Here is a 20608-nt window from a genome sequence, read left to right on the forward strand (position 1 = left end):
TAGTTATCTACGCTCCTAAGGATTCGCTCTCTTGCCGCCTAGCTGCGGCACAAACCATTTAGGGTATGCTAGGGGGAGGGAAAATTAATCAAACGATCAAATAAATCTAGCATTAAAAATCCGGTGGGCAGGTAAAATGCATTGGCGTGCCATATTCAGGATGGGTGATATATAATTCCTGTGCATGTAATTGTAAGCGAGGGGCGAGCGATTTGGCTTCATCGTGAGCATAAAAGCGATCACCAAGGATTGGGTGGCCTAAAGCTAACATATGAACTCTCAGCTGGTGAGAACGACCTGTAATCGGTGACAGTTTCACGCGAGTTGCTTGTTCTTCATATTGTAAAACTTGGTACTCAGTTTGTGCTGATTTCCCTGTTTCGAAACACACTTTTTGCTTAGGGCGGTTTGGCCAATCACAAATCAGTGGTAAATCAATCAAACCTTCTTCTTTTTCTAAATGCCCCCAAACACGAGCAATATAGACTTTTTTGGGCTCACGCTCCCTAAATTGGCGTTTAAGCTCTCGCTCAGCCTTCTTGTGCAGTGCCACAACCATGACACCACTTGTCGCCATATCTAAGCGATGTACGGATTCAGCTGCGGGAAAATCACGCTGAACACGACTCATAATGCTGTCGTGGTGCTCAGGAGCTTTCCCAGGCACAGAAAGTAGCCCACTTGGCTTATTCACCGCAATAATATGGTCATCTTGGTAGAGCACATGCAGCCAAGGTTCAACGGAGGGATGGTAAGGTTCCATCATAAGGTATATCGCTCCCAAAGCTCTTAAAATAAATTCTCCCTCTAATGAGGGAGAAATTGGTGATAATTTTAAGCTACGTTCACCATAATTTAAATAGCTAATAATAAGTGGATTGAATGGCTTAGCACCTAATACGCTTATTGATGAGTCACCACAACTAAGCGGATGGCATCTAGGCGCCACGTAGCTTGGTCGATATTGGTCATCAGTTTCTGGCGCTCTTCTTCAATGATATCAAGCTCTTCATCACGGATGTTTGGGTTGACCGCTTTAAGTGCTTCTAAACGAGAGAGCTCCAGCGTCAGCGCCTTATCCGCAGCTTCTTTTGCATTTTCTATCAATGCCTTGGCTTCTTTTTCGATCATTGGTTCAGATAAGCGTAATACCGAATGAACCTCATTTTGTACGGCATTGACCAATTTGCTCGCCATATGGCGGTTAATGGCATTTAATTGGCGGTTAAAACTTTCAAACTCAACTTGAGATGATAAGTTATTACCTTTTAAATCAATTAATAAACGTACCGGAGTTGCTGGTAAGAAACGACTAATTTGCAGGTTTTTAGGCGCTTGTGCTTCCACAACGTAAATGAGTTCAGTCAATAAGGTGCCAACAGGCAATGCTTTGTTTTTCAATAAAGAAACTGCGCAGCTGCCGGTATCGCCAGATAACACTAAATCTAAACCATTACGAATAATAGGGTGCTCCCAGCTGATAAATTGCGTGTCTTCACGGGAAAGCGCTTGCTCTCTATCAAATGTGATGGTGCAACCATCTTGAGGAAGCCCAGGGAAATCAGGTACTAACATATGGTCTGAAGGGGTTAGGATAATCAAGTTGTCACTTTTATCTTCTTGATTAATACCCACGATATCAAAAAGATTGAGTGCAAAGTTGACCAATTCGGTATCGTTATCACCTTCGCCAATTTCTTCAGCTAATTGATTACCCGACTCGCCACCGTTTGAATGCATTTCAAGTAAACGGTCACGGCCTTGTTCTAATTGTAATTTTAAGCTGTCATGTTCAGCACGGCAGGTTTTAATAAAATCATCAAAACCTTCAGTGACTGTCGGTTCAGCCATAAACTGCAGTAATGGTTGGTAGTATTTATCGTAGATAGCGCGACCTGTTGGGCAGGTATGTTCAAAGGCATCTAAGCCTTCGTGATACCAGCGGATCAACACCGATTGTGCAGTACTTTCTAAATAAGGCACATGGATGCTGATATCACGGCTTTGGCCAATACGGTCTAAACGGCCAATACGCTGTTCGAGTAAGTCTGGATTAAACGGCAGGTCGAACATCACTAATTGGTTAGCAAATTGGAAGTTACGTCCTTCAGAGCCGATTTCAGAACACAATAGCACCTGTGCCCCTTCTTCTTGAGATGCGAAATAGGCAGCCGCTCGGTCACGCTCTAATAACGATAGCCCTTCATGGAACACAGCAGCACGAATCGCTTCGCGTTCGCGTAAAACTTGTTCTAATTGTAAAGCAGTTGCGGCTTTCGCGCAGATCACTAACACTTTTTCATGGCGGTTTGCGGTCAAAAAGCCCATTAACCATTCAACACGCGGGTCAAAGTTCCACCAAGTGGCATTTTCACCTTCAAACTCTTGGTAAATTTGCTCTGGATAGAGCATCTCTTTTGCACGTGTTTCAAGGTCTTTTTTACTGCCCATAATACCCGCCACTTTAATTGCGGTTTGGTATTGGGTGGGTAAGGGCATTTTTAACGAATGCAATTCACGGCGAGGGAAGCCTTTAACACCATTGCGGGTATTTCTGAACAATAGGCGACTGGTACCGTGGCGATCCATTAACATGTTGATCAGCTCTTGGCGTGCAGCATGGCCATCTTCACTTTCAAGGTTTGCCGCTTTTAGCAGTGGTTCGATATCTTGTTCTTTGATTAGCTCGTTAAGTAAATTTTGCTGGTCATTAGTCAGTTTGTCACCCGACAGTAATAAGGAAACCGCATCAGCAACTGGACGGTAGTTTTCTTGCTCAGCAATAAAGTCTTGGTAATCATGGAAACGGCTAGGGTCAAGTAAACGCAGGCGAGCGAAGTGGCTTTCTTGGCCTAGCTGTTCTGGTGTTGCCGTTAATAGCAAAATAGACGGGATATTTTCGGCTAATGTTTCAATCACTTGATATTCGCGGCTCGGGGCAGTCTCGCTCCACTGTAAGTGGTGAGCTTCATCGACAACCATCATGTCCCAGCCAGCTTCAACTAATTGGTCAAAACGCTGCTTATTGCGGCGGACGAAATCCAGTGAACACAGAACGAGTTGCTCTGTTTCAAATGGGTTATCGCTATCATGTTGCGCTTCACTGTAACGGCTATCATCAAACAGAGAAAAGCGCAGGTTAAAGCGGCGCAGCATCTCAACGAGCCATTGGTGCTGTAAGCTATCAGGAACAATAACTAAGATACGTTCAGCACGGCCTGCCATCAATTGCTGGTGGATAATCATCCCTGCTTCAATGGTTTTACCTAAGCCCACTTCGTCAGCGAGTAATACGCGCGGGTGGTGGCGTTTTCCCACTTCATTGGCAATATGTAATTGGTGTGGGATCAAACTTGCACGAATGCCGCGTAGCCCTGTCGCTTGGTGTTTGACTTGCTCGCTTTGGAACTTGCGTGCACGAAAGCGCAAAGCAAAACGATCCATACGGTCAATTTGCCCAGCAAATAAACGGTCTTGCGGCTTATTGAATGTGAGCTTGCTGTCAAGGAACACTTCTCTAAGGCTCACACCGGTTTCTTGCGTATCTAAGCGTGTGCCGATGTAAGTCAATAATCCTTTATCTTCTTCAATGCTTTCAACTTGAAGTTGCCAGCCTTCGTGGCTGGTAATGGTATCACCTTCATTAAACATCACTCGGGTAATAGGGGCATCACTGCTAGAGTACAGGCGGTTTTCGCCACTAGCAGGGAAAAGCAGCGTTACCATACGGGCATCAATTGCCACGATGGCACCTAATCCAAGTTCGCTTTCTGTATCGCTGATCCAGCGTTGACCAAGAGTAAATGGCATAGATTTAACTTAATTCCATAAAATTGAGAGTTTATTTTTTAGATTTTTTAAGACAATTTTTATCAGTGTCTTCGCCCAGTGTTGGTGTAACTCATTAGCTAGTTACACAAGGAAGAGTTCGAATTATTTTAAAAACAGTCGTTACCTGATGATTAATTATACACATTTAATCATTCAAATTGCAGCAAAGTAAGCATCAAAGCGTTTGCTGGGCTTGTGGCCAAGACAATAAGCAATGTCTATTTGAATTATAACGGGTATTGTTGATTATCACGCATAATTTGTGTAGCCAGACGTGCGAGATACCAAAGGGGCGATATATTAATTCAACCGAGGGCTATCGTCACCTGTTAAAAAAGCATCAAAGGTGGAATAAATTTTAAAACAAAAGGGTGATTTGCCCAGTTAGCAGGGTATCAAAGTCATCTTGTAAGAAAGGTAAGATGGCATCGGCTATTGGCTTGATTTGCTTAGCGATATAATGTTCGTAATCCGGTTTTGCTGTGATGATTTCCAGCGGTTCAGGCCCCGCTTGAGTGATAATATAGTTTATCCAACCGCCATTTTGGTACTGCAAAGGCCGCTGTAATTTTAAATTATAATCATCAGCGGCACGAGCGGCTCGAACGTGGGGAGGAACATTTTTTTGGTAATCAGTCAATTTTCGGCGCAGACGTTTACGGTAAACTAAACGGTCATCATATTGGCCTGAACGAATATTTTGTACATATTCACGAATATATTCACGGTAAGGTTGGCGATAAAAAATACGGGTATAGAGCTCTTTTTGGAATATTTGTGCTAAAGGTGTCCAGTCTGAGCGAATGGTCTCCAATCCTCTAAATACCATGGTGTCTTTACTCAGCCCAGCATAGCGCTTTTTACTCCCCATTTCGGCACCACGTACCGTTGGCATCAAAAATCGGCGGTAATGGGTTTCATATTCGAGCTCTAAAACACCCTCTAATTGCCACTCTTCTGCTAAATGTTTTTTCCACCAGCTATTCACGTAATCACGTAAAGAAAAACCAATTTTTTGCGCTTGTTCTTCATTGTGCGCATCACGTAACCACACAAACGTGGAGTCGGTGTCCCCATAAATAACCTGATAACCCTGTGACTCAATCAAACGTTTGGTTGTACGCATGATTTCATGGCCACGCATGGTGATTGACGCTGTTAGCCTTGGGTCAAAAAAACGACAACCTTCAGCCCCAAGTACCCCAGCAAATGCGTTCATAATAATTTTCAACGCTTGGGATAGCGGTGCATTATGTTCTTTTTTGGCTTTATCCCGTTCTTGCCAGATATGGCTGACAATATCGGGTAAACAGTGGGTTGTACGAGAAAACCAAGCCTGGCGAAAACCGGGAACAGAATATTCAAGGTCTGGATGCGCTAATCCTTCAATCATACCTGCAGGGTCGATGAGAAAAGTTCTAATAATTGAAGGATATAGGCTTTTGTAATCCAAAACTAATACGGAGTCATATAGCCCGGGTTGGGAGTCCATGACAAAGCCCCCGGGGTTCAGTTGCATTTTATGTTCCGTAAAGTTGGGAGCGACAAATCCAAGGCGGTGTAAACGGGGAATATAAAGGTGTGAGAATGCCGCGACAGACCCGCCCATTTTATCGACAGCAAGGCCGGTTACTGTTGAACGTTCCTGCAAGAACGCCATTAAATCCGTTTTTTCAAAGATCCGATGAACTAAAATACAGTCTTGAATATTGTAATGTGCCAAAGCGGGTTTATCGTGAGCAAAGCGGCGGTTGATCTCATCCATTCGGTCATAAGGGGTATCAATCGCTTTACCTTCACCAAGTAGCGCTTGGGCGACAGACTCTAAACTAAATGAGGAAAAACTCCATGTCGCGGCTTTTAATGCATCGATACCATCAATAATTAACCGGCCTTCAGCGGCAGCAAAAAATACCCCTTGTTTAAAGCCATGCTCTCGCCATTCCAGTTTTTTGCTTTGTCGGCCAAATAATAAGGGGATGCCATAACGCTCTGCATGCTTTTGTAATACTTGTAGGTCGAATTGGATTAGGTTCCAACCGATGATGGCATCAGGGTCGTATTGGTGAAGCCATTCATTGAGTTTATGAAGTAATTGCGGGCGGCTATTCACATAGATTAAGCGATGTTCAGTGCTCAATGCCGGCCCTTGTTCTGGCCCTAACATAAATACCACGTTGTCACCGCAGCCAGACAACCCTATCGAATAGAGTTCACCATGTTGACTGGTTTCGATATCAAGGGAAACGGCTTTGACTAAAGGGCGGTAGCCTTCGCAAGGCTTTAGCTGAAACTCCCCTTGCTGATTTCGAGAAAACCAGACAGAGGCCGCGATAAAGCGTTCCATTAAATAGCGTTCACTTGGGCGAATATCGGTTTCTAATAATTCGACTCCCAATTCGTTGCAACTTTTTTCAATATTTTGCAATTGTCGATATTGGTGGCAATAAATTGCATAGACTTTTTCGCGTTTAAAATCAATTAATTCAAGGAGCCGATAGGTAATGCTGGGTTGTTCATCTAATAGATGTTTTACTTGAGGGAATTGAGATTCAGCTAAAAAACCAATCGCTTTTTGATAGGGAACAGTGACCTTTTGAGGTTGGTTATCAGTGAGTAGCCAATAAGAGACCTCAACACCGTGGCGGGTGTCTTTCCAGTGGCGGCTAAGAATAAAGCCTCTTTCTGCTGGAGCGATAAGTTGGGTCATTAGGCTACTCGCATAAAACTCGTATAAAAATAGTTACGATAAATATACGCGAATGGTGTGAATTTATACAGTGTTAATTATTGGCAGCGGTGGTGATACTCAGTAACGCAGATGCCTCACTTTGCCCCTGTAATAGTAATTGAGTATCGCCATCGTAGGCGATTTTCCCCTCTGCAATAACCAGTGTCCGTGGGGCAATTTGCAGGGCATCATCGACATTATGGGAAACCATTAATAACGTGATTGATTTTTCCGCACAAATTTCCTTAAGTAATAACAGCATTTCTCGGCGTAATGCAGGGTCGAGAGCAGAAAAAGGCTCATCAAGCAGTAAAATTGGTTGATTGCGGATCATGCAGCGTGCCAATGCCGCGCGTTGGCGTTGTCCCCCCGACAATTGAGCCGGTAACCTATCTAAACACTCACTCAGGCTGACTCGGCTCGCCATTTGTTCAACTAGCTGAATTTGCGTTCTATTAAGGCGCAAATTGGGTTGCAGACCCAGACCAATATTTTGCCGGATAGTCAGGTGTGAAAATAAATTATTTTCTTGAAATAGCATGGAAACAGGGCGCTTAGCAGGTGGCGTGAAGGTATGGTCTTCGCCATTGAGCACAATCTTACCGCTATTGGGAAATTGAAAACCGCTAATTAAACTTAATAACGTACTTTTCCCTGCACCACTTGGCCCCATGACTGCCACAGACTCACCGGACTGAACAGAAAAATCAAATGACATTGTCAGGTTGTCATATTGGTAATCTAACTGAGTCAATTTAATCATGATGTTTTCCTGAAATACGTTCAATCAAGCTGAATAAGCAAAAGCAAAGTAATAACAATAGCATGGCCGTAACAGCCCCATCGTTCGACCGATAAGCCCCTATTTGCTGATAAAGATAATAAGGGAGTGTGCGGAAGTTATCATTGCCAAATAACGCGACGACACCAAAATCACCAATTGAGATAACACAGGCAAATGCGAGCGCTTGGGCGATTGGTTTACGCAGTGCTTTAAGTTCAATAATTCGAAAGCGATTAAACCCTGAAATATCGAGTGATTGGCACAATGGGTTATAGCGTTCAGCGCTGTCTCGCATGGGATTTTCTAATACTTTTAACGCATAGGGGATAGCTAACAAAGCGTTTGTCATGATGACTAATGGGTAAGGGGATTCAGGTAAGCCTATCGTTTCATTAAAAAAGATAAAAAAACCTGTCGCTAGCACAATACCGGGCATGGCTAAAATAATTAACCCGCTAAGTTCTATGGCTTGCCCTAGACGAGCAGCTTGGCGTAAGCGCAATTCACGACTGCTCCATAACAACATTAAGGTGAGTGCCACACAGACGGTGCCCGCACATAGTGCAATAAACACCGAGGTTGCAGTGGCTTGCCATAAGGCTGATTGCTGCAGTACCGCCCAGAGTTGCCCATTTAAGCCATCAAAAATAACAGCGAACAGCGGGGGCAGTAGTAATAACATGGCAGCGATAATGAGCAGCAGGTCACGAATACGACGAAATGCGTTATCAGCGGGGTCAACCCATTGCGCTTGTTGGCTAAACCCCACTGAAAATACACTATTTACTCTGTGGCAGATAAACATTAAACCGACACAGAAAAACAGCTGGATGAGCGCCAAAAGGGTGGCTCGTCCTAAATCAAAATCATAATTAAGTGCTTGGTAAATAGCCAATTCGATGGTAGTTGCTGCCGGGCCGCCTCCCAGAGCGAGAACCGTCGCAAAGCTGGCAAAGCACAGCATGAAAATTAATGCGGCAGTGGGTAATATTTGTCGCCGTAAATAGGGCCATTCTAAAATAGTGAATTGCTGCCACTCATTAAACCTCAATTGTGCTGCAATCTGCCGTTGCTCAATAGCGATATTCTCTAAAGATTGCAATAGCATACGTGTTGCCAGTGGCATGTTAAAAAATACATGCGCTAACAAAATGCCTTTTAGGCCATAAGGTGAAAAGGTGTAATCAAGCCCCAGTAATTGACAAAGTTTAGCTAGCCAACCCGTCTGCCCGTAAACCGATAAAATACCAAATACGGCAACTAACACCGGAAGAACCAATGTCATTGCACATAGGCGTAAAAATAGAGTTCGCCCAAAAAAACGACGGCGATGCAGTGCTCTTGCGAGAAAAATAGCAGGGATCACAGAAAAAATAGCAGATAAAAAAGCCTGCCAGAAAGTAAAACCAATTACATGCCACAAATAGCTATCGCTGATAATGTCAGCCACTGAAATTTCAGGTGCAAAAAACCACAGCGCACCAAAACTAATGAGTGCAACCGTAATCAGTAAACCGGAGGCCAACGCCCCCGGTAGTAAAGACAAATTAATCAGCGACTGACGGCGGCTTGCCATAAACGAGTCCAGTTTTGGCGTTCTTTTGCAACTTCTTGAGAACTAAATTGTAAGGCTTTTTCAGGTAGAGGTAACTGGTTGTATACCTCAGGTAAGGGAATATCAATGACCGGATACATCCAGTTAGTCGTTGGCAAGGTGTTTTGGAAATCAGGTGTTAAGACAAACTGTAGGAATTGCTTGGCGAGCTCCGGTTGTGGGCTATTTTTCAGCCTTGCAGCCACTTCAACTTGCATATAGTGACCCTCATTAAATAATGCCGCTGCATAGTTATCTTTTTGGTCATTAAGCATTTGGTAGCCCGGTGATGAGGTGTAACTGAGTACAAAATCACCTTCTCCTTTTAAGAACAGGCCATAAGCTTCACTCCAACCTTTAGTGACGGTAAGTGTTTTGCCTGCCATTTTTTGCCATGCATCCGCAGACTTGTCGCCATACAGTTTTTCAATCCATAGCATTAAGCCAAGCCCCGGAGTGCTGGTGCGAGGATCTTGGTAAATAATTTTCCAATTATTATCACTATTTAATAATGCATCCATACTTGCTGGGGGATGTTTAATTTTATTAGTGTCATATATAAATGCAAAGTAACCATAGTCATAAGGAATGAAGGTTGAGCTATCCCACGAAATAGGCAGTTTCAATGCAGTGGTATCAATGTCAGCGGGGGCAAACAGGCCTGTTTTTTCAGCAGAATCTAATAAATTATTATCTAACCCTAAAATCACATCTGCTTTGCTTTTTTTCCCTTCCATTCTGAGTCTGTTTAGCAGCGCTACGCCATCTCCCAGCGCCACTATTTTTAACTCGCAATCGCACTGCGCTTCGAAATTCTTTTTAATTTGAGGGCCGGGGCCCCACTCTGCTGCAAAGGAATCATAGGTATAAACAGTAAGCGTTGGTTTATCAGCCCATGCTAATTGACTTAAACTGAGTGCACTAAAGGTAAAAATCGATGCTATAATTTTGTTTTTAAACATGCTTTTTCCTGCGCTAAAAGATAGTGACACAGGATTTGAGGAGAAACCGGTGCAGATATGCAGACGGCGGCTCAAATCCCTACGCCGGTATTAACCGGATCAGGTTCTACGGGTTAGTTCTCAGCCTAAATAAATTCGGCACCCCGTTGAGATGTTCACTATTGTAGTGACTTCAGACATATCTGCAAACTGTATTGATATAGGTTTACCAGTTTAGGTATGTGTGAAACAATTAGGCATCTTTCAAATTTGGTTATTGAGGTAGTCTGTGATTGATGATGATGGCTACCGCCCGAATGTAGGAATTGTAATTTGTAATCGGCAAGGGCAAGTTTTATGGGCCCGCCGCTATGGTCAGCACTCATGGCAGTTTCCTCAAGGAGGCATCAATCCCGGGGAATCGCCGGAACAGGCGATGTATCGTGAGCTATACGAAGAAGTCGGGCTACAGCGTAAGGATGTCAGGTTATTGGCATCTACCCGTAATTGGTTACGTTACAAATTACCCAAGCGTTTGGTGCGTTGGGATACAAAACCTGTTTGTATTGGGCAGAAACAGCGTTGGTTTTTACTTCAACTTCAATGCAATGATGCCGATATAAACGTGCAGCGCAGTAAATCGCCAGAATTTGATGGCTGGCGATGGGTCAGTTATTGGTATCCTGTTAGGCAGGTGGTTTCTTTTAAACGTGAAGTTTATCGGCGTGTTATGAAGGAATTTGCCCCTGTTGTTATGCCTCTGCAGGAACAAAAATTACCACAACGACCCACTTTTAATAACCGTAGGCGTGGAGCAAAGTAGCCTATGTTGATGCGTTTACGTGAAATTGTCGAAAAAGTTGCAATGGCGACAAGTTTGACTGATGCGCTAGAAGTGTTGGTGAATGAGACTTGCAAAGCAATGCGAACAGACGTTTGTTCCATTTATTTAGCTGATCACCCTCGCCAATGCTATTACTTAATGGCAACCCGCGGGTTAAAAAAACCTAGCGGGATTGCTATTCGCCTAGGGTTTGATGAAGGTGTCGTGGGTGCCGTCGGGCGCCAATCTGAGATGCTCAATCTAGCCGATATTCGTGAACATCCTCAATATAAATTCCTGCCTCAGCTTAAAGAAGAACAGTTAAGAGCTTTCTTAGGTGTCCCTGTGGTCTATCGCCGCCAATTATTAGGCGTGCTGGTGGTACAGCAGCGGGAAAAACGACTGTTTAATGAAACCGAAGAATCTTTCATGGTCACGTTGTCGATGCAACTCGCTGTGATCTTGTCACAAGCTCAGGCAAAAGGTATTTTTGGGCAATATCGACAAAATAGAATTAAAGCTATCCCTGTATCTCAGGGAATTTCAATGGCTTATGGGTGGCAAGATAGCTCCCAACCCTCTTTAGATAGTATTTTCCAAGCCAGTGCCATTGATATCGACAAAGAAAAGCAACGCCTTGTCACTGCCCTCGAAAGTGCTACTGCGGAATGTCGTCGTATTAGTAAACGTTTTATGGCTAGCTCTGCAAAAGAAAGTGCAGCAATATTTGATCTCTATAATCATCTACTTAGCGACCCTCAGCTAAAAAAACACCTATTTGCTGCCATTAATGACAACGCAACCGCTGAATGGGCGGTTAAAACGGTCATTGAAAATTATGTAGAGCAGTTTTCTCGCCTGCGTGACCTCTATTTAAGAGAAAGAGGGGCTGACTTAAAAGCCTTGGGGCAACGTTTATTATTTCATCTTGATGATTCACTGACCGCAAATGAACAGTGGCCAGAGCGTTTTATTTTAGTTGCTGATGAATTAAGCGCTAGCGTATTGGCTGAGTTACCTATTGAGCAACTTGCTGGTGTGGTCGTGCGTGATGGAGCAACACATTCTCATTCTGCGATTTTAATCAGAGCCATGGGGATCCCTGCAATTATGGGGGCAGATATTGAGCCTTCGCTGTTACATAATCGCCATTTAATATTGGACGGCTATCGTGGTGAGCTCTTTATTGAACCTGAGAACTTAATTGTTCAGGAATACCAGCAAATTATTGAAGAAGAAAATGTCATTAGTCGCTTAGCAGAAGGGACTCTTGGGCAAGATGCAACACTTAAAGGTGGCGAACACGTTCATATTTACCTTAATGCGGGTTTAAGTCCGCGTTACGAGCAACAAATTAACACAGGGGTTGACGGTGTTGGCTTGTATCGTACTGAACTGCCTTTTATGCTGCACAATGGTTTTCCCTCGGAAGATGAGCAGAAACAGCTCTATAAGGAAGTTTTACAGCTTTTCCCAACCAAACCGGTTGTGTTAAGAACCCTTGATATAGGAGCTGATAAACAGCTGCCATACATGCCAATTAGCGAAGAAAACCCAAGCTTAGGCTGGCGGGGTATTCGTATTATGTTAGACCAGCCCGAGATTTTTTTGATTCAACTAAGGGCGATGTTACGGGCGAATATGTTTTCAGGTAATTTACGTATTTTATTACCGATGGTGACCAGTGTTAATGAGATAGACGAAGCCATTTTGTTGGTTAAAAGAGCAAGAGACGAAGTGAGTATTTTATTAAAAATGCCCGTTGAGATGCCCCAAATTGGTATTATGCTTGAAGTTCCTTCTTTGCTATTTTTATTACCAGAGATAAAAAAACGCGTTGATTTTATCTCTATTGGGACTAATGACTTTACACAATATTTACTTGCTGTTGACCGTAATAACACCCATGTAGCGGCACTATATGATAATCTTCACCCCTCAGTTGTGCGCTTTTTAGCAAAAGTAAGTGAAGAGTGCCAACGCCTTCAGCTCCCTGTCAGTGTTTGTGGGGAAATGGCAGGGCAGCCACTTAGCGCAATGGTATTAATTGCTCTAGGATATCGCTCCTTAAGTATGAGTGGGCGTAGTGTTCCTCGCATGAAATATTTAATCCGCCAGCTTGATCCAGTCTTGATGTCGCACTTAGTACCGAAATTATTGGCTGCGGAAACGAGTGATAGTGTCAGGCTAGAGGCGAGTGAATTTATGGAGCAACACCATTTAGGCGGTTTTGTACGTGGTGGGATTTAACTTACAACAAGATGTAATTAGTTAAGATGTAAGTAGTTAATTTGGTTTAGTTCGAAAAATATCAAGTATAAATGACTATACTTTTTGTTGTATGCTTCAGGGGACTTCACACATTGAAGTCTGTTGAATACGTAATAGTCGACGAGTAGTTGGCTTAATGATTAAAAAGTGGGGAACAATGAGTAACAACTACTTAGCATTTCCAGAAATAGATCCTGTTATGTTCTCGATTGGGCCAGTATCGTTACACTGGTATGGCTTTATGTACCTTGTTGGCTTTGTTTTTGCCCTTTGGCTAGCAGGACGTCGCGCTGCAAAACCCAATAGTGGCTGGACAAAAAATGAAGTAGAAAACTTGCTGTACGTTGGCTTTGTTGGCGTATTTGTCGGTGGCCGGTTAGGTTACGTTTTCTTTTATAATCTCCCTGTTTTTCTTGACGATCCTTTATATCTATTTAAGGTTTGGGATGGTGGTATGTCCTTCCATGGTGGCCTAATCGGTGTGATATGTGCCATGATGTGGTTTGCTCACCGTACTCGTCGTCGTTTCTTGCAAGTATCTGACTTTGTTGCACCATTAATTCCATTTGGCCTAGGTATGGGTCGTATTGGTAACTTTATTAATGGGGAGCTATGGGGACGAGTAACACTCGATACGCCATGGGCATTTTTATTCCCTCATTCACGCAGTGAAGATATTCAACTTGCAGCCCAGGACCCTTCACTATTACCCATATTAGAGCAATACGGTGTGCTACCAAGACACCCATCACAGCTTTATGAAATGTTCTTAGAGGGGATTGTTCTGTTCCTTATCTTGAACTTATTTGTGCGTAAACCTCGCCCAATGGGGAGTGTTTCCGGGCTATTCTTGATTGGCTATGGTGCATTTAGGATTATTGTTGAATTCTTTAGGCAGCCAGACGCACAGCTTGGTTTATTTGGTGGTATTAGTATGGGGCAAATTCTGTCAATTCCGATGATTATCATTGGAATTCTAATGATTGTTTGGGCTTACAAATATGGCAAAAATGTGCCGGCCCATAAGCCACTAAAAGAGCCTAAAAAGAGTTAATAAGTACAATTAATGGGGCTAACTTAGTCTGCTGAATATAACTATTTTGTAAATAAAGCAATGAAGTACAACAAGACAAAGGTTAGCCACTTAAGTTATTTTTTTAAAAGAGAGTCACTATGAAGCCGTATCTTGATTTATGCCAACGTATTATTGATGAAGGGCAATGGGTTGAAAACAAACGAACAGGAGTTCGTTGTTTAACCGTTATTAACGCTGACCTTGAATATGATGTTGGTAATAATCAATTCCCCTTGATTACGACTCGTAAAAGTTTTTATAAAGCAGCAATAGCAGAGCTTCTTGGCTACCTTCGCGGCTATGATAACGCAGCCCAGTTTCGTGAAATTGGTTGTAATACCTGGAATGCGAATGCAAACGAAAACCAAGCATGGCTGAATAACCCCCACCGTAAAGGTGAAGATGACATGGGGCGCGTCTATGGCGTTCAAGGGCGCTCATGGCAACGTCCAGACGGTACGCACTTAGACCAATTAAAAAAAGTCGTCAATAACTTAAAAAATGGAATTGATGACCGTGCTGAAATCATCACTTTTTATAACCCGGGTGAATTTGAAATGGGCTGTTTGCGTCCCTGCATGCATACTCATACTTTTTCACTATTAGGTGATACGCTACATTTAACATCTTATCAGCGTAGTTGTGATGTTCCGCTTGGCCTAAATTTCAACCAAGTACAATGCTTTGTTCTACTTGCTCTAATGGCTCGCATTACAGGGCATAAAGCCGGTAAGGCTTATCATAAAATTGTGAATGCGCACATTTATGAAAACCAACTGCCTTTGATGCGTGATGTTCAGCTGAAACGTGAGCCTTTTGCTTCCCCTTCATTGGTTATTAACCCCGAAATTAAGTCATTAGAAGACCTCGAAACATGGGTGACTTCAGATGATTTTACCCTCGAAGGGTACCAGTGCCATGAAGCTATCAAATATCCATTTACTGTTTGATTAGCGAATATATTTTTTACTAAGATGGCTTTATCTAAAAGCCATCTTAGTCTTGTTTTTTTACATCTCACTATTTCCCACTTTATTGATTCCATCACTCTTTATTGATTCCATCGCCTTGATGAACTTCATCTTGTCTCATAAGTAATTTACTTTCTTGTATTTACTTTGAATTAACTATTTTTTTGCGAAGCGCTTCGCAGACCGAGTTGTATTTATATGAATCTCTTTATTTTGTTGCGAAACGTTATGCAGTTTGCAATGACAATCCTCGCTATACCGGTTTTTTTTGGCAATCTCTGTCTTGCGTATGAAAAAGTGAGGTCACAACAAGATGAAAGTTGAATCAAATACAACACAGCGTGGTTTCACCTTAATTGAAATTCTGATTGTTCTATTTATCTGTTCTTTGGTCATGTTGTCTGGTTTATATCAATGGCAGCAGCAGGTAGAAAGGCAGCGATTAATCGACGCAGCTAGGCAAGTATCAGAGTTTATTTATAGTCAAATGACGGAAGGTGTCTATTTAAATAGGTACCAAATATTATCGGTTAAAGTTGGGGTAGGTGATTGGCAGCTGATTGTTAAAGATGCAAATAACAAGCAAGAGGTTGGCAAACTGACAGCAGAAAGGCATCGAGGAATAGAGCTCTGGAAAGCGAGCCGGACGTCAATTCAGCTGTATGGGAAGCAGGGGACTATTCGTGCTTTCAGTATAGGGCTAAAAAATCAGCATGAGCAGATCACAATTTATATCTCTTCATTAGGCCGCATTAGAAGCTGTAGTCATAAAAAAATGACTGGAGTGCCTAAATGCTGAACTCCTTAAATCACGATAAATTTAAAAAACAGCAAGGCTTTACACTGATTGAAATGTTGATGGCAATGGCAATCAGTAGCATTGTCTGTGTATCAGCGATGAGTGTCATCCCTACATTATTTAAACAAACCTACCGAGCTTACATTCAATATCAAATAGACAAAGATATAAGGCAGACATTAATAAACATGGAAAAAGATTTTAGAAGGATTGGTTACTGCGGTAGCTTAGATTGTGGAAAAGAGCCTTTAAAAATTACATCTAAGTTTTTAAGCCGAGGAAATAATTCATGCATTATTTTTGCCTATGACCAAGATTTATCGGGTAAGTGGGAGGACATTAAATCTAAGTCGATAGAGTCTGATTATTTTGGGTATCGGTTAAACAATGAAAAATTAGAGTCTAATCGAAATGTCAGAGATTGCGATGGAACGCGTTGGCAATCGCTATTTGATGAGAAGCTAATCAAAGTTAAAACATTAGCATTTGGTTGGCAGGAAAATACCCAATTACTTGAAATGAAAATAAATCTTAAGACAGATTTATTGCCCAACCAAACGTTTAATTACCAAATAGCAGTCTTGGTTAGAAACTTATGAAGAATATAGCGCAACAACAGGGAAATGCCTCTCTACTTATGGTTATTATTTTTATCACAATAGGCTCATTATTGATTAAATCTGTGCATTTTTTCCAAGAGCGGGCTCGGGATGATCTGCGTAAGGAAATTAAATATTTCGATACTTTTAATAAAGCAGAATCAGCTCTTTCATGGGGGGCGACATTGCAATGGGATAGTAAACAGAGAGGGTTAAAGAATTGGGTTTGCCAGAAAGAGAAAACTCAACAGTGGAAAAGCTGCTTAAAACATTATAAAGGGGCGACTTTTTTGCTGTCGGGACAAAGCCATTATCGTCTAGGAAATGATATTAAAGTTTATCGATGGATGGTATTAGATGCAAATAAGCAACAGCTTTTTCCCCGTAAAAATGGGTGGTTAGATTATTGCCCAGTGGTAAAAAAAGGGTTTTGCTAGTGAAAATAGAACAGCAAGGATTCGCATTAATAGAGGCAATGATTGGCGTGGTTATTTTTGCTATTTCATTGGTAGCTTTGGTAAACTATTCGCAATATATCATATTGAATTTTAATCAATTGTATATGAATTCTTCAGCGGTTAGGGGATTGCATAGTACATTAGAAAAGAGCGCAATGTTAGCAGCATCAATATCTGGGGAGAAAAATTCTGCCATGGACCCAGATTTGCGTTACCCTGAATGGAAAATACAAGCAACTCGTTTACCGCAGGCCGATAATTGTACTGAGTTAGTGGTATCGTTAACAATAAAAAAACAGCCATTTTCATTAAGTCGTTGGTATTGCTCAACAGGAGAGCACTATGTTTCAAGTGTATCATTCTAATCAATTAGATTTATTAAAAGATCTAATGACTCATTTAATGAAAAATGAACCACTTTCTCACCCTTTTGAGCAAGAAATAATTTTAGTACAAAGTCCTGGGATGTCACAGTGGCTGCAAATCGAACTTGCTAAACAGTTTGGTATTGCTGCAAATATTAACTATCCCTTACCGGCAACATTTATTTGGGACATGTTTAGGCGAGTCTTACCGGATATTCCAAAAGAAAGTGCTTATACCAAACAAGCAATGACATGGAAACTCATGACAATACTGCCAACAGTCATTGACGAGGACGAATTTGAACCTTTAAGGCATTATCTTCAAGAGGATGCAGATAAACGTAAACTTCATCAGCTTGCTGGTAGGGTTGCCGATTTATTTGACCAATATTTAGTTTATCGCCCACAATGGGTCGAAGTATGGCAAAGAAATGAACTAGTAGAGGGTCTAAGTGAAAATCAACTGTGGCAAAAACGTTTGTGGCAATGCCTTGTTGATTATTCAAATGAATTAAAACAGCCGCCTTGGCACCGTGCTAATTTATATCAACATTTTATTGGTACATTGTCATCGACTCCTGATTTAGGAAAAATGCTGCCTAAACGTATTTTTATTTGCGGTATTTCATCTCTCCCGCCTGTTTATTTACAAGCTCTCAATGCAATAGCAGAGCATACAGATGTTCACTTAATGTTCACTAACCCCTGTCGTTATTATTGGGGAGACATTCAGAGTGCGTCATTTTTAGCTAGATTACAGCAAAGAAAGCTGCGACATTATCTTGATAAACATGAAATTTCTCGCTTCAAATTTGAAGGACAGGTTCCTGATTTATTTAATGAAAATGGTGAGCAGGACATTGCCAATCCACTGCTTGCATCGTGGGGGAGGCTTGGCAGGGACAATTTATATTTTATTTCTCAAATCGATAGCGCTAATGAAATATCAGCCTATGTTGATACTGAACGAGTCAATTTATTAGAGAATGTCCAGCAAGATATTTTAGATCTTGAAAACCACGCTCAATTAGGGACAACAATAGAAAATTATGAAACGAGTCTTGGTAAACGACCGATCAGTGAGCTAGATGATTCGATAACATTCCATTTGTGTCATAGCGCACAGAGAGAAGTTGAAATATTACAAGATCATTTGCTTTCTCTGTTTGAGGAGGACCCATCGCTAACACCGCGTGATGTGATAGTCATGGTTGCAGATATTGACAGCTATGCACCGTATATTCAGGCTGTTTTCGGTAATACTACATCAACTCGATATATCCCCTTTTCAATTTCAGATAGGAAAGCACTACAAGCTCATCCCATTTTACAAGCATTTATTATGCTACTTGACTTACCTCAGAGCCGTTTTTCAACGGAGCAAGTTCTCAGCCTACTTGAAGTTTCTGCATTTTCTCAACGTTTTGGTATTGATGAAAGTGAATTAGGCTTATTACGCCGCTGGGTTAATGAATCAGGGATCCGTTGGGGGCTTGATGACGATAATGTACGTTCTTTCGCTTTACCAGTGATAGGGCAAAATACATGGGAATTCGGTTTAAGTAGGATGTTGCTTGGCTATGCAATGGATAGCAGAAATGGACCGTGGAGTGGTATTTTACCTTATGATGAATGTAGTGGTTTAGCGGCTCAACTAGCTGGGAAATTAGCATTATTAATCAACACACTTAGAGAATGGCGTTCTTTACTAGCACAAGAACGTCCACTTGAAGAGTGGAAAGAGCTTTGCCAACAACTACTTAATAGCTGTTTTATGGTTGATGGAGAAACTGAACTCGTTCTCGCACTATTGACGGAACAGTGGCATCAAATCGTTGATAATGCGATAACTTCAGGATATGAAGAACAAGTGCCATTGCGTTTAATTCGTGATGAGCTTTCAGTTCGTTTTGATGATGAAAAGATTAGTCAACGTTTCTTGGCGGGGGCTGTTAATTTTTGTACGTTGATGCCAATGCGTTCAGTGCCATTTAAGGTTGTGTGTTTATTGGGAATGAATGATGGGGCTTACCCGCGAAATATACCACCTTTAGGGTTTGATTTGATGGCTGAAAAGCCTGTTCGCGGAGATAGAAAACGCCGGGACGACGATAGATATCTATTCTTAGAAGCATTGAATTCAGCATCTAAACAACTGTATGTTAGCTATATTGGGCTTTCTATTCGTGATAATCAGCCTTGTAATCCATCGGTATTAGTGACTGAATTAATTGACTATATTTGCCAAAGTTTTTGTTTAATTGGCGATGAAACCTTGAACATAGATGAAAGTGCGAAACGATTAAGGGGACATCTGGTCATTCAACATAATAGAGTCCCATTCGCAAAAGAAAATTTCTTACCAGAAACGCCTTATCAGAGCTTCGCGAGTGAGTGGTTACCTGCCGCAAAAACAACAAATAAAGTTGATGAGCCATTTTGTTCAGTACTTGAAATACGAGAACCCATTACTGAAATTTCGTTAGAACAATTATTACGTTTTTATCGTCATCCGATTAGGGCATTTTTTCAACAGCGTTTGAAAGTGCATTTCTCTATTGAAGAAACTGAACTGCCAGAAGAAGAACCGTTTAACTTAGGTCGGTTACAACGATATAAAATTAATGATCAAATTTTAGATTTACTTGTCAAAGATAAAAGTATTGAGCCTTTTTATTCCGCTTTAAAGGCATCGGGCCAGCTGCCAGCCAGACAATTTGGTCAACTTTTCTGGGAACAGCAGTTGAATGAGATATCGCCATTAGCTGAAAAAGTTAAAGAATATGATATGCAGCTATTTGATTATCCATTTGATTTTCAGTTAAATGGGGTCAAAATTACAGGCGTACTGAAAAATGCTCATGAAACAGGAATAGTACGCTATCGTCCGGCTTACTTAACGGCTAACGATGGGGTGCAGCTATGGGTGGAGCATTTGCTATTTAACTCGCAAATAGGTGAAGGGGAAAGCCTTGCACTAGGAAGAGATAATAGTATTTGGCAGTTTTCCGCTATTAGCCAAGAAGATGCATTGGCTTATCTACAAGATTTAGTTGTAGGCTATTGCGAAGGGTTTAATTCCCCACTAATTCTTCTTTCTCAAAGTGGTTGGAGTTGGGTTAAGGCTTGTTTTGATAAAAAGACAAAAGAGTACGATTTTTCGAGTGAAGAAATTCAACAAAAAGCATTATCTGCTTTGCTCCAAAGCTTACAAGGAAGTCAGATGCAAAAAGGCGAGATGGAAGACGATTATGTGTCAAGAGTTTGCAGAAGCATTGATGATGCAATGATTAAATCTTTGTTATCAAACACTCAACGGTTTTTATTACCGATGACAAAATACTTGAAATGACAGGAGAGCACCAA

15 protein-coding genes and 1 riboswitch are annotated in these 20608 nt (G+C 41.7%); of the genes, 9 read left to right on the forward strand and 6 right to left on the reverse strand.

The window, feature by feature from the left end:
- Positions 1-112 precede the first annotated feature (112 nt).
- From rluA to thiB, 6 genes are all read right to left on the reverse strand, one after another.
- A complete protein-coding gene (gene rluA, locus PR800_RS03410; protein ID WP_206275827.1) occupies positions 113-766 on the reverse strand; it encodes a bifunctional tRNA pseudouridine(32) synthase/23S rRNA pseudouridine(746) synthase RluA in 654 nt (217 codons plus the stop codon).
- A gap of 137 nt (positions 767-903) precedes the next feature.
- Positions 904-3810: an RNA polymerase-associated protein RapA gene (gene rapA, locus PR800_RS03415; protein WP_272530208.1), complete on the reverse strand. Its 2907-nt coding sequence runs from the start codon at positions 3808-3810 to the stop codon at positions 904-906.
- Positions 3811-4189: 379 nt separating this feature from the next.
- Positions 4190-6541 carry a DNA polymerase II gene (locus PR800_RS03420; RefSeq protein WP_272530210.1) on the reverse strand — a complete coding sequence of 784 codons (2352 nt, stop codon included), beginning with the start codon at positions 6539-6541 and terminating at the stop codon, positions 4190-4192.
- Between the two features lie 73 nt (positions 6542-6614).
- Complete coding sequence (thiQ, locus tag PR800_RS03425; RefSeq protein WP_272530213.1) at positions 6615-7325, reverse strand: thiamine ABC transporter ATP-binding protein ThiQ; 711 nt, start codon at positions 7323-7325, stop codon at positions 6615-6617.
- Positions 7318-8922, reverse strand: coding sequence for a thiamine/thiamine pyrophosphate ABC transporter permease ThiP (gene thiP / locus PR800_RS03430; protein ID WP_166264437.1), 1605 nt, complete (start codon positions 8920-8922; stop codon positions 7318-7320). Before thiP ends, thiQ begins: the two co-directional genes overlap by 8 nt.
- A complete protein-coding gene (gene thiB / locus PR800_RS03435; protein WP_102137812.1) occupies positions 8898-9902 on the reverse strand; it encodes a thiamine ABC transporter substrate binding subunit in 1005 nt (334 codons plus the stop codon). The genes thiP and thiB overlap by 25 nt, the downstream gene beginning before the upstream one ends.
- A 58-nt stretch (positions 9903-9960) precedes the next feature.
- Positions 9961-10058: riboswitch (TPP riboswitch) on the reverse strand.
- A gap of 112 nt (positions 10059-10170) precedes the next feature.
- On the opposite strand from thiB, the gene rppH reads away from it, so the two are divergent.
- The 9 genes from rppH (at position 10171) to recC (ending at position 20594) form a co-directional block, all read left to right on the forward strand.
- Positions 10171-10704, forward strand: a complete 534-nt coding sequence (gene rppH, locus PR800_RS03440; protein ID WP_004908658.1) for an RNA pyrophosphohydrolase — start codon at positions 10171-10173, stop codon at positions 10702-10704.
- A gap of 3 nt (positions 10705-10707) precedes the next feature.
- On the forward strand, positions 10708-12954 hold the full coding sequence (gene ptsP, locus PR800_RS03445; protein ID WP_195697673.1) for a phosphoenolpyruvate--protein phosphotransferase: 2247 nt from the start codon (positions 10708-10710) through the stop codon (positions 12952-12954).
- A 178-nt stretch (positions 12955-13132) separates the two neighbouring features.
- Positions 13133-14029, forward strand: a complete 897-nt coding sequence (gene lgt, locus PR800_RS03450) for a prolipoprotein diacylglyceryl transferase (protein WP_004908663.1) — start codon at positions 13133-13135, stop codon at positions 14027-14029.
- A gap of 119 nt (positions 14030-14148) precedes the next feature.
- A complete protein-coding gene (locus tag PR800_RS03455; RefSeq protein WP_272530215.1) occupies positions 14149-15000 on the forward strand; it encodes a thymidylate synthase in 852 nt (283 codons plus the stop codon).
- Positions 15001-15334: 334 nt separating this feature from the next.
- The gene (locus PR800_RS03460) at positions 15335-15820 is read left to right on the forward strand and encodes a prepilin-type N-terminal cleavage/methylation domain-containing protein (RefSeq protein WP_102139963.1); all 486 of its coding nucleotides are present in this window, start codon (positions 15335-15337) and stop codon (positions 15818-15820) included.
- A complete protein-coding gene (locus tag PR800_RS03465; RefSeq protein WP_272530217.1) occupies positions 15814-16419 on the forward strand; it encodes a prepilin peptidase-dependent protein in 606 nt (201 codons plus the stop codon). The genes PR800_RS03460 and PR800_RS03465 overlap by 7 nt, the downstream gene beginning before the upstream one ends.
- Positions 16416-16856 carry a DUF2509 family protein gene (locus PR800_RS03470; RefSeq protein ID WP_102139961.1) on the forward strand — a complete coding sequence of 147 codons (441 nt, stop codon included), beginning with the start codon at positions 16416-16418 and terminating at the stop codon, positions 16854-16856. Before PR800_RS03465 ends, PR800_RS03470 begins: the two co-directional genes overlap by 4 nt.
- Positions 16856-17242: a prepilin-type N-terminal cleavage/methylation domain-containing protein gene (locus tag PR800_RS03475; protein WP_272530219.1), complete on the forward strand. Its 387-nt coding sequence runs from the start codon at positions 16856-16858 to the stop codon at positions 17240-17242. Before PR800_RS03470 ends, PR800_RS03475 begins: the two co-directional genes overlap by 1 nt.
- Positions 17220-20594 (forward strand): exodeoxyribonuclease V subunit gamma, encoded by a 3375-nt coding sequence (gene recC, locus PR800_RS03480; protein ID WP_210844045.1) that lies wholly within the window; start codon positions 17220-17222, stop codon positions 20592-20594. Before PR800_RS03475 ends, recC begins: the two co-directional genes overlap by 23 nt.
- Positions 20595-20608: the final 14 nt, after the last annotated feature.

It is taken from the genome of Providencia sp. PROV205 (assembly GCF_028479505.1).
Classification (GTDB): Bacteria; Pseudomonadota; Gammaproteobacteria; order Enterobacterales; family Enterobacteriaceae; genus Providencia; species Providencia huaxiensis.

Coding starts and splice junctions, on each gene's coding strand:
- thiB (WP_102137812.1), bottom strand. CDS start 9,902: ATGTTTAAAAACAAAATTATAGCATCGATTTTTACCTTTAGTGCACTC.
- PR800_RS03465 (WP_272530217.1), top strand. CDS start 15,814: ATGCTGAACTCCTTAAATCACGATAAATTTAAAAAACAGCAAGGCTTT.
- thiP (WP_166264437.1), bottom strand. CDS start 8,922: ATGGCAAGCCGCCGTCAGTCGCTGATTAATTTGTCTTTACTACCGGGG.
- recC (WP_210844045.1), top strand. CDS start 17,220: ATGTTTCAAGTGTATCATTCTAATCAATTAGATTTATTAAAAGATCTA.
- PR800_RS03470 (WP_102139961.1), top strand. CDS start 16,416: ATGAAGAATATAGCGCAACAACAGGGAAATGCCTCTCTACTTATGGTT.
- thiQ (WP_272530213.1), bottom strand. CDS start 7,325: ATGATTAAATTGACTCAGTTAGATTACCAATATGACAACCTGACAATG.
- rapA (WP_272530208.1), bottom strand. CDS start 3,810: ATGCCATTTACTCTTGGTCAACGCTGGATCAGCGATACAGAAAGCGAA.
- PR800_RS03455 (WP_272530215.1), top strand. CDS start 14,149: ATGAAGCCGTATCTTGATTTATGCCAACGTATTATTGATGAAGGGCAA.
- lgt (WP_004908663.1), top strand. CDS start 13,133: ATGAGTAACAACTACTTAGCATTTCCAGAAATAGATCCTGTTATGTTC.
- PR800_RS03460 (WP_102139963.1), top strand. CDS start 15,335: ATGAAAGTTGAATCAAATACAACACAGCGTGGTTTCACCTTAATTGAA.
- ptsP (WP_195697673.1), top strand. CDS start 10,708: ATGTTGATGCGTTTACGTGAAATTGTCGAAAAAGTTGCAATGGCGACA.
- PR800_RS03420 (WP_272530210.1), bottom strand. CDS start 6,541: ATGACCCAACTTATCGCTCCAGCAGAAAGAGGCTTTATTCTTAGCCGC.
- rluA (WP_206275827.1), bottom strand. CDS start 766: ATGATGGAACCTTACCATCCCTCCGTTGAACCTTGGCTGCATGTGCTC.